We start from the raw sequence: 9,446 nt of genomic DNA, 5'->3' as shown, positions 1-9,446 counted from the left end.
AGATGTGTATAAGAGACAGGGATGGTATATTACAGATTATGCGAGGAAGAATTCAGATAATGGAGGAAATGGTTCTTCAGGTAAATCTGAGAAAAGCTCCAGCCAAACAGCTGACACCAAGGCATGAGGTCTTCTATGGGACCTCATGCCCATATTCCTTACGAAAAGATAAGTCTACACAGAGAACTGCTCAATAAATATGAGATTAATTTAGAGGTCTATATCAGTGCCCATATACTTGATAATGTAGAGGAGCGTGAAATCCTTTCATTTAAAAATAGCCTCAACTATGTCCCTGAACTCACAATCCATGCCCCCTTTATGGACCTTTCTCCAGGTGCTGTTGATTCTGTAATTAGAAAGGTTACTATTGAAAGGTTTTTAAAGATAGTTGATATAGCGAGCAAACTCAGTGTTAAAGCGGTAGTCTTCCATTCTGGGTATGAAAAGTGGAAATACGGATTGAAGATAGAACCATGGCTTGAGGGAAGCATCAGGACCTGGAGGGAGATACTTGATAGAGTAGGGGATAGATTTCTTGTTTTAATAGAGAACATCTTTGAAGATGAGCCGACAAATCTGAGACTTCTTATGGAGCAGATTCATGCTCCCAATTTTGGTCTCTGTTTTGATACAGGGCATTTCAATCTTTTTTCAAGGGTCTCGCTCAAGGAGTGGCTTTCTCAGACTCTTCCTTATATAAAGGAACTCCATCTTCATAATAACGATAGAACCGCAGACCAGCATTATCCTGTGGATGAGGGAACTTTTAATATGATGGAGCTTTTTGAGACTATTGGTAATAGAGACCTTATCTATACAATAGAGGCTCATAAGCCCGAACATTTCTTAAAAAGCCTTAAATGGCTTGAGGAATTCAGAGCTTCAGGAGTTCATTCCTGAGCCTGAACCCCCTTAATTGAGGATTGCCCTTACCCTTATACTGAATCATGACCTTATGGGATTCTCCCATGCCCTCTGGCATAATGAGTGATTTAAGTTTAGGAATCTCAAAGGAATAATCCTCTGGTTTTATGAGTTCATTTATTATCTCATCAATTCCCATCGAGACGATAAACCTTCCCTGTGAAGTGTAACCTATACTTTTAAAACCAAGCTCCTCTCCCCATTTTTTAAGGGAGCTGAAATTTACATGGCTTGTTATGTCCTGCTCTCCAATATGAATATAGGGATTGTCTGATTTCAGATGTCTGTAATAGCACTGAAGAGTTCCCTGAGGATAGTCCTCTCCATAATACTGCCAGGCTGGATAGCCATAATCAATAGTAATAAGAAATCCTTCTATTAAAATTCCTGAAATTATTCTTAACCACTCCTTTATCCTCAGATTAACCTCTGTTCTGAAACCCTCGGGCAGATTTATGGAAAAATCCCTGATATATTCTTCTATACCGTCACTCAGTTCGCCTTTAATTTCAAAAAAATCCTCTCCGTCAGTATTTACATAGATCTCTTTAATTCCATTTTCAGTTGATTCAATTATATGGACGGGGAATGAATCAAAGAGTTCATTTGACAGGATGCAACCTTTAAAGGGAACAATATCAGAGACTGAATTAAACCATCTTATCTTATCTAAATGTTTATAAAGTATATCTTTCTGTTTTCTTTTGAGTGATGAGTTTAATTCAATAAGATAGTACTTAAGCTTTGAATAGATTTCCCTTCCCTCTGCATAATCAAGAATGTCATTTGCAAGGTAGCCCATCCCGCCACCTATCTCAAGGATCACGAAATCTTCCAGCCTTTCCATAATGTTCCAGCATTCCTCTATCTGCCTCATCACAGCAGCTCCAAACGCCCTGTGCAGATGGGGTGCTGTATAAAAGTCACCATCTCTACCTATCTTTGCATCAGCGCGCATGTAATAACCCTGCTCTGGATGATAAAGACAGAGCTCCATAAAGTTTTCAAAGGTGATAGGCCCTTCTCTTTTTATCTTCTCAATTATGAATTCTTTAAGCATATTATATGGTATCCGATTCCAAAATCTTAAAGGAAGGGCATAAAGGGTTGACTTTCCTGCCCTGCCAAAATATAATTAAATATCAAAGCTTTTCAGAAAAGTCCTTTAAGAACGCGAGATTCCATAGGGGATTAAAGTCTTGATTTTGAGCAGATAGAGGGAGGTTATATGACAAAGGCAGAGATCGTTAATACACTCTGTGAAAAGGTAGGTCTCACCAGAAAGGAGGCCTATGATTTTGTGGAGCTAGTATTTGATACAATGAAGGAGATATTCAGTCAGGGAGAATCTATAAAGATTTCAGGCTTTGGTACCTTCAATGTAAGACAGAAGGGCTCAAGGGTCGGCAGGAATCCGAAAACAGGTGTTACCCTTGAGATAAAGCCAAGAAGGGTGATAAGCTTCAAGATAAGCTCTCAGTTAAAGGAAGAGATAGAAGTCTTACCAAGGTCTGAATGAGGATTTTATGAGCTTTGTTCCTGAGCATAGCAATAACACTTCTTATTCCGAGAAGCTTTTTTACAGGATAGGTGAGGTGAGCAGGATAACAGGGCTTGAGCCCTATATCCTTAGATACTGGGAAACAGAGTTTCCATTTTTAAGACCAAGAAAATCCAGCTCAGGCCATAGAATTTATACAAGACGAGAGATAGACCTTATATTTACGATAAAGAAGCTGCTTTATGAGGAGAAATATACGATAGAGGGTGTGAGAAAGAAATTTGGTATTATAAAAAAAAGTGGTGAGTCTAATCCTCAAAAGGACACCAACGACTCTGAGACAAGAGAAAGACTTAAGAAAATAAAATCAAAACTCAAGAATATACTTGAGCTTTTAAATGGTTAGGTTACAGGTAGTGTTATATAGGATTCGGGGCGTGGCGCAGCCTGGTAGCGCACTCGCTTGGGGTGCGAGTGGTCGCCCGTTCAAATCGGGTCGCCCCGACCAATTTTTTATGTTGAGAAAAAGACTGTATTAGGGTAAAATATATTACCTGCCCTGCAGGTGATTGAGATGATAAAGTTGATCCGGCAATTAGATTATTTAGGGAGCCAGAGAAAGGAGTACGGTGTGCATGCCTCCTGGAGGAGGAAGCCTGAAGTCTCCTTAGAGGCACCCACCTGTTTAAATAGGGGATCTAATTTTTCATCTACACCGCAGGGTGGGATAAAGAGGGCTGGTCGCGAGGGTTTATTGATATATATGGGTCTTAAGACCTTTCATATAGATTTTTTAAAAAATGTATACCTTTTAGGAACCTAAGAAAATCCCTCCGTTATAACCAGCCTGACTCTCCTTAAGGGAGAGAAAATAATCTTAATTTAAGAGGCTAAATATGAATTTATTTACTTCAGGGCGGCAGCCTCTTGCATGGAGGATGCAGCCTGAAGATATAGAGGAATTTGTAGGACAGAGACACCTTCTTGCTCCTGGAAAGCCATTAAGAAGGCTTATTGAAGAAGACAGGCTTGTTTCCGTTATATTCTATGGCCCTCCTGGAACAGGTAAGACCTGTCTTGCAAGGATTATTGCAAGAAGAACGAGTTCTCAGTTTCTCTCCATAAACGCTGTCACATCAGGCATTAAGGAGATAAGGGATGCTCTTCAGGAAGCAAAAAAGATAAGGACAATACTTTTTATTGACGAAATTCACAGATTTAACAAACTCCAGCAGGATGCCCTTCTTCCTGCTGTTGAATCCGGTGAGATTATCCTAATAGGTGCATCCACCTATAATCCCTTTTTCAGTCTTGTACCTGCCCTTTCTTCAAGATCAATGATATTTCAGTTTTATCCATTGAATGAGGAGGAGATAATCCTTATCCTTAAGAGAGCCCTTTCTGACAGAAGAGGGCTTGGTGGAGAAAATGTCTTCTGCAGTGATGAGGTTTTGAAATATATAGCTTCACTCTCTCAGGGTGATGCCAGAAAGGCACTTAATATTCTGGAGCTTTCATTTTTCATAAGTGATGAAAGGGATGGCAGAAGGATTATCACTGCTGAAAATGTAAAAGAGGCTGTCCAGAAGAAAACACTCTATTATGATGAACAGGAACATTATGACACCATTTCAGCATTCATAAAGAGCTTGAGGGGTTCTGATCCCGATGCAGCCATATACTGGCTTGCCAAGATGCTTGAGGCAGGTGAGGATCCCCTCTACATTGCAAGAAGAATTGTAATATGTGCATCAGAGGATGTGGGAAATGCTGATCCGCAGGCACTTGTAATTGCACAGGCAGCAATGGAAGCTACCGAAAGGATAGGGATGCCTGAGGCAAGGATTATACTCTCTCAGGCAGCAATATACGTCGCACAGGCTCCCAAGAGTAACGCATCCTATCTGGCTATTGAGTCAGCCCTTGAAGATATAAAAAACAGGGCCATTCAACCTGTCCCTTCTCATTTAAAAGATAGTCATTATAAGGGTGCATCAAGGCTTGGAGCAGGTGCTGGTTATAAATACCCTCATGATTATGAGGGACATTATGTAAATCAGGCCTATATGCCCTTACGGAAGATATTTTACATACCTTCTGAAGAGGGTTTTGAAAGGGTCATAAGAAAGAGACTCGAAAGGAGGAGATCTAGGCATGAATCATGAAATAGTGATTGCTCTGTTTACTGGATTAGCTGTTGCCGTTACTTTCACTCTGATACTTTATAATTACCTGAAAAAATCTTTAAAAAAAGAAAGGACACTTCTTGAGCATGAGAAAGAAAAGTTGATTGAAGAGGCAAAAAAGGAATCAGAAGCCATAAGAAAAGAGGCAAAACTTGAGGCAAAAAATATTACCTATCAGGCCAGGGTCGAGGCTGAGAGGGAGCTCAAAGAAAAGAGACACGAGCTCAATCATCTCGAGAGAAGGCTCAGACAGAAGGAAGAATCAATTGAAAGAAGATTTGAGCAGATTGAAAGGAGAGAGCAGGAGCTAATAAAGCGTGAAAGAGAGCTCCAGAACAGGGAAAAGGAATTACTTGACAGAGAGAAAAAATATGAAGCTCTTATAAAAGAGCAGATGAGTGTACTTGAAAGAATAACAGGTATGAGCGAGGAGGAGGCAAAAAAGGAATTTCTAAGAAGGGTGGAAGAAGAGATGAGGCTTGAGGCAGCAAGGCTGGCAAAGAGGATTGAGGATGAGGCAAGAGAAAATGCAGAGAAAAAGGCGAAAGAGATAATCAGCTTTGCAGTGCAGAGATACGCAAGTGAGTATGTGGCGGATGAGACCGTAACTGCTGTAAGCCTCCCAAGTGACGAGATGAAAGGAAGAATTATCGGAAGGGAGGGAAGAAATATACGAGCTCTTGAAGCAGCAACTGGTGTTGACCTCATTATAGATGATACACCAGAGTTAGTAACCCTTTCCTGCTTTGATCCTGTAAGAAGAGAGATTGCGAGGCTTTCTCTTGAGAGATTGATAGCAGACGGAAGGATCCATCCAGCAAGGATTGAAGAGGTGGTTGAGAAAGTTAAAAGGGAGGTTGATGCTATTATAAAGGAGGAAGGTGAAAGGGCAGTATTTGAACTTGGTCTGAGTGGAATACATCCTGAGCTCATAAAGATTATTGGAAGACTGAAATACAGGACATCCTATGGCCAGAATGTCCTTCAGCATTCCCTTGAGGTTGCCTATCTTGCTTCGATGATGGCTTATGAACTTGGTGTTGAGCCAAAACTGGCTAAAAGGGCAGGTCTCCTGCATGATATTGGCAAGGCTGTTGACCATGAGATGGATGGTTCTCATCAGGAGATAGGTGCGAACCTGGCAAGAAAATTTGGAGAGGATCAGGCAGTCATAAATGCCATCCTTGTTCACCATGGTGAAGGAGATCCCGAGACAGTGGAGGCAGCCCTTGTGGCGGCAGCAGATGCCCTTTCGGCTGCAAGGCCAGGAGTAAGAAGGGAGAGCATAGAGAATTATCTAAAGAGGTTAAAACAGCTGGAGGAGATGGCAATGTCCTTTAAAGGTGTTCAGGCCTGTTATGCCATGCAGGCAGGAAGGGAGATAAGGATAATTGTGAAACCTGAGGAACTCTCTGATGAGGAGTGTGCAATGATTGCAAGGGATCTTTCAAGAAGGATAGAGTCCCAGATGTCCTATCCCGGACAGATAAAGGTTACAGTCATAAGAGAGACCAGGTATGTAGACTATGCAAGATAATCTCAGGGTTCTGTTCATAGGTGATATAGTAGGAAGGCCTGGAAGGAACGCTGTTAAATCCCTCCTTCCGGGCCTTATTGAGAAACTAAGAATAGACTTTATTATTGCCAATGGCGAGAATGCTGCAGGTGGCTTTGGAATTACAGAAAAGGTGGCAAAGGAACTCTTTGAACAAAAAATCAATGTTATCACCACGGGCAATCATGTCTGGGATAAGAAGGAGGATATCTCTTTCATTGCAAAAGAGCCCTTTATATTAAGACCTTTTAATTATCCAGCTGGTGTGCCAGGACATGGTAGTATTATTTACACCTTGAATGGCTTTAAGATAGGGGTGGTTAATCTTCAGGGAAGGGTATTCATGACCCCTGTAGACTGTCCCTTCAGAACAGGCCTTATAGAGATAGAGAGGATTCTGGCTGAAACAAGAATAATAATCATTGACTTTCATGCAGAAGCAACCTCAGAGAAGATGGCGTTAGGATATTATCTTGACGGAATGGTCAGCGCAGTAATAGGTACTCATACCCATGTCCAGACAGCAGATGAGAGGATACTTCCAAAAGGAACTGCCTATATAACAGATGTTGGCATGACAGGACCGGTTGATTCAATAATAGGTATAGAGATACCCCAGATTATTGATCGATTTCTTTACCAGATGCCAAAAAAATTTGAGGTTGCAAAGGGAAGATCAGTGCTTTCAGCAGTTTTGATAGACATAGACACAAAGACAGGTCTCGCAAGGTCAATACAGAGGCTCAATCTGACAGGCGGATAGGATGAGGATGATATCAGGTTTAAGATTTATATATTTGCTCTCTCTTCTATTCCTTTTTTCCTGTGTGTCCAGGGGTCCTTTACCTTCGGGAGAATATCATGAATTAAGACTGGAGGTAAAAGAGGCTATCCTGGTTGCATCTGGTCGGGTAGTTGAGGTGAAGTACAGGATATGCGGTGATATAAAGACAAGACCTCTTAATCCAAAAGAGACTTACATAGTTGATGAACTTACAGGAGAGATTATATTTGTCGAGAGACCTCCGAGACTTTTCGGTGGTTCAAAACAAATACCCTTTTCTTACATTGTTTTCCCTAATAACAAAGGTGTCATAAAAAAGGGTGGATTAATAACTGTAGTAATAGGTGGTCTTAGACAGGAACATATCAGAGTAATGGAGCAGAGTATTTATTAGCAATCTCTTTTTTTATCTTCTCACTAACATCAAAGAGTGATAATCCCTTTTCTTTTGCGATTGCCTTTATGTCCTCATATTCAGGAGAAAACTTTCTTATCCCTTTAAACTCAGCAATCTTAACCCTCACCCTTCCAAGACTTGAACTGAATTCCTCAATCTTTCTTGGAAGGCTGATTCTTTCAACCCTCATTATTCTGAGGCCAAGGGTGGTGGTTTCTTTAAAAATGATATCTGTAATGACTGGTATTTGCTCTTCCCTGCAGAGTACAGAGATCTTCTGCCCGGGTCTTGATTTTTTCATTATGATATTCTCTATGTAAACATCAAGGGCACCGCTACAAAGAAGCTGGTCCAGGAGATTATCATAGAGCTGCGGATTCATATCATCTATACTGGTCTCTATAATATAGAGTAATTCCCTGTTCATATTTTCAGGCTCTCCGATGATGAGTCTCAGTATATTTGGCCAGTCCTTGAAATCCCTTGAGCCTGCTCCATATCCTGTCTTGATGATTCTCATTAAAGGTATGGCAGATGGTTCTGCCAGATCCTTAAGTAAGGCTGCTCCAGTTGGTGTGGTGAGTTCAGCCTCTGGACCCTGAGATATAATTGAAAATCCCTTAAGGAGCTCAAGGGTTGCAGGTGCAGGAACAGGAAGGATTCCATGAGCCGTTCTTATAACCCCCCTTCCAACATTTACTGAGGAGCAGAATAATTTTTTAATTCCAAGAAACTCAATACCTCTCAATGTACCGATTATATCTATAAGGGTATCAGGTGAACCCAGTTCATGGAGGTGAACGTCTTCTGGTTTAAGTCCGTGAACCTTTGCCTCTGCAAGAAATAGGTTTTCAATAATCCTTTCCGCTTTGGTTCTGAGTGCCTCAGGTATCTCTGATTCTGAAAGGAGTTTTTTAAAATCCTTAATACTGTATATTCCCTTTCTTTCAAACTCAAGTTTTACACTACTTGCCCTTATGCCGGCCCGTTCTATTTTTTTAATCTTCAGCTCAACATTTAGAGGTATGCCCTTTATCAGCTCCTCTGGAGGGGCTCCAGCATCAATCAGAGCTCCAAGAAGCATATCTCCACTTATACCAGAGAAACAATCAATAAAGGCAATCACTGGGGCATCATTCTCCCTGAAAAATATGATTAAGGGTCTTTCTGGTGAGTATATTTTAAGATATTGCCAGGTCGCTTTACTGACCTTTTATTCATTTTTAAATTGTAGCATATTTTGGATAATATTTTTACTAAATCCATTTAAGAAAGTAACATGCATTTTTCCTTTTGAAGTTGATAATCCATATTTAAGTTGAGAAATATAAAAATGTATAACAAGATTTGTTTTAATTATTTTTTTATGAAATTATTTTATAGAAAGCAAAATCAGCATATAAAAAGGCAAGACTTACCATTGACATGACATTTATATTCTAATACCCTAAAGTAGGAATGCTCTAATAGCTTTTTAGAACTATACATGAAAATAAAGAATAAGGAGGTAAGGAGGAGAAAAGGAGGTGTAGTATGAAAAAACGATTTTGGGTCTTTTTGATTTTGCTAATCTCTTTCAGCTTAATCGGACTATATTCTGCAAGTGCCTGGACACCTATGCCTGTGAAAGATGATCCGCTTGTTAGAATGCCAGGTACACAACCGCCACCGGAAAACATGTCTGATGTAGAGCCTTCTACGAGATGCCTTAATTGTCATGGTGGTTATAATCCAGCTGTTGAGCCAGCTTTTAACTGGATGGGCTCTATGATGGCACAAGCAGGAAGGGACTTTATGTTCTGGTCATGTCTTACAACTGCAGCACAGGATTCCATCTGGGCAATAGGCAGACCAAATGCAACAGACATCTGCCTGAGATGCCACATGCCAGATGGATGGCTGGGAGGAAGGTCCGACCCTACAAATGGCTCAATGATGAACAGGACAGATTTTGATGGTGTATCCTGTGATCTCTGCCACAGCATGTTTGACCCATTCTTTGAGACAACCTATAATGGAACAAGAGAAGGAAGTGACTGGGTTGGTTACTGGGATGAAGCGACAACACTTTCACAGAGTGCTGCAAGAGCCACATA

The 9,446-nt window shown here is 40.7% G+C and carries 10 protein-coding genes, 1 tRNA gene and 1 other RNA gene; 10 read left to right on the top strand and 2 right to left on the bottom strand.

Translation table 11 applies throughout. The features are described 5' to 3' along the window. Nucleotides 1-135 precede the first annotated feature (135 nt). On the top strand, nucleotides 136-903 hold the full coding sequence (locus tag N2257_09600) for a sugar phosphate isomerase/epimerase (protein MCX7794638.1): 768 nt from the start codon (nucleotides 136-138) through the stop codon (nucleotides 901-903). On the opposite strand, the gene N2257_09595 is transcribed toward N2257_09600, so the two are convergent. Further along, nucleotides 878-1,987, bottom strand: a complete 1,110-nt coding sequence (locus tag N2257_09595; protein ID MCX7794637.1) for an SAM-dependent methyltransferase — start codon at nucleotides 1,985-1,987, stop codon at nucleotides 878-880. The genes N2257_09600 and N2257_09595 overlap by 26 nt on opposite strands. A gap of 168 nt (nucleotides 1,988-2,155) precedes the next feature. On the opposite strand from N2257_09595, the gene N2257_09590 reads away from it, so the two are divergent. The 8 genes from N2257_09590 (at nucleotide 2,156) to N2257_09555 (ending at nucleotide 7,347) form a co-directional block, all read left to right on the top strand. Then, a complete protein-coding gene (locus N2257_09590; GenBank protein MCX7794636.1) occupies nucleotides 2,156-2,446 on the top strand; it encodes an integration host factor subunit alpha in 291 nt (96 codons plus the stop codon). Nucleotides 2,447-2,453: 7 nt separating this feature from the next. Next, complete coding sequence (locus N2257_09585) at nucleotides 2,454-2,834, top strand: MerR family transcriptional regulator (GenBank protein ID MCX7794635.1); 381 nt, start codon at nucleotides 2,454-2,456, stop codon at nucleotides 2,832-2,834. A gap of 25 nt (nucleotides 2,835-2,859) precedes the next feature. Then, nucleotides 2,860-2,936, top strand: a tRNA-Pro gene (locus N2257_09580). A 40-nt stretch (nucleotides 2,937-2,976) separates the two neighbouring features. Beyond that, a non-coding RNA gene (gene ssrS / locus N2257_09575) (6S RNA) lies at nucleotides 2,977-3,161 on the top strand. Nucleotides 3,162-3,324: 163 nt separating this feature from the next. After that, on the top strand, nucleotides 3,325-4,593 hold the full coding sequence (locus N2257_09570) for a replication-associated recombination protein A (GenBank protein ID MCX7794634.1): 1,269 nt from the start codon (nucleotides 3,325-3,327) through the stop codon (nucleotides 4,591-4,593). Then, nucleotides 4,583-6,151: a ribonuclease Y gene (gene rny, locus N2257_09565; GenBank protein MCX7794633.1), complete on the top strand. Its 1,569-nt coding sequence runs from the start codon at nucleotides 4,583-4,585 to the stop codon at nucleotides 6,149-6,151. The genes N2257_09570 and rny overlap by 11 nt, the downstream gene beginning before the upstream one ends. Beyond that, nucleotides 6,141-6,932 (top strand): TIGR00282 family metallophosphoesterase, encoded by a 792-nt coding sequence (locus N2257_09560; GenBank protein ID MCX7794632.1) that lies wholly within the window; start codon nucleotides 6,141-6,143, stop codon nucleotides 6,930-6,932. Before rny ends, N2257_09560 begins: the two co-directional genes overlap by 11 nt. A 1-nt stretch (nucleotide 6,933) precedes the next feature. Continuing rightward, entirely contained in the window at nucleotides 6,934-7,347 is a 414-nt protein-coding gene (locus tag N2257_09555; protein ID MCX7794631.1) for a hypothetical protein, read from the top strand. Here N2257_09555 and larC read toward each other — a convergent pair. After that, nucleotides 7,319-8,476 (bottom strand): nickel pincer cofactor biosynthesis protein LarC, encoded by a 1,158-nt coding sequence (gene larC, locus N2257_09550; protein ID MCX7794630.1) that lies wholly within the window; start codon nucleotides 8,474-8,476, stop codon nucleotides 7,319-7,321. The two genes, N2257_09555 and larC, sit on opposite strands and share 29 nt — an antisense overlap. 407 nt (nucleotides 8,477-8,883) lie before the next feature. On the opposite strand from larC, the gene N2257_09545 reads away from it, so the two are divergent. Beyond that, on the top strand, nucleotides 8,884-9,446 hold a 563-nt coding region (locus tag N2257_09545; GenBank protein ID MCX7794629.1), incomplete at its 3' end, for a hypothetical protein.

It is taken from the genome of Thermodesulfovibrionales bacterium, assembly GCA_026417875.1.
Lineage (GTDB): Bacteria > Nitrospirota > Thermodesulfovibrionia > Thermodesulfovibrionales > CALJEL01 > CALJEL01.
This window is presented reverse-complemented; position numbering and strand designations above follow the sequence as displayed.

What these genes read in the sequence shown, in the direction of transcription:
- N2257_09600 (MCX7794638.1), top strand. Translation starts at nt 136, where the DNA reads ATGGGACCTCATGCCCATATTCCTTACGAAAAGATAAGTCTACACAGA.
- N2257_09595 (MCX7794637.1), bottom strand. Translation starts at nt 1,987, where the DNA reads ATGCTTAAAGAATTCATAATTGAGAAGATAAAAAGAGAAGGGCCTATC.
- N2257_09590 (MCX7794636.1), top strand. Translation starts at nt 2,156, where the DNA reads ATGACAAAGGCAGAGATCGTTAATACACTCTGTGAAAAGGTAGGTCTC.
- N2257_09585 (MCX7794635.1), top strand. Translation starts at nt 2,454, where the DNA reads ATGAGCTTTGTTCCTGAGCATAGCAATAACACTTCTTATTCCGAGAAG.
- N2257_09570 (MCX7794634.1), top strand. Translation starts at nt 3,325, where the DNA reads ATGAATTTATTTACTTCAGGGCGGCAGCCTCTTGCATGGAGGATGCAG.
- rny (MCX7794633.1), top strand. Translation starts at nt 4,583, where the DNA reads ATGAATCATGAAATAGTGATTGCTCTGTTTACTGGATTAGCTGTTGCC.
- N2257_09560 (MCX7794632.1), top strand. Translation starts at nt 6,141, where the DNA reads ATGCAAGATAATCTCAGGGTTCTGTTCATAGGTGATATAGTAGGAAGG.
- N2257_09555 (MCX7794631.1), top strand. Translation starts at nt 6,934, where the DNA reads ATGAGGATGATATCAGGTTTAAGATTTATATATTTGCTCTCTCTTCTA.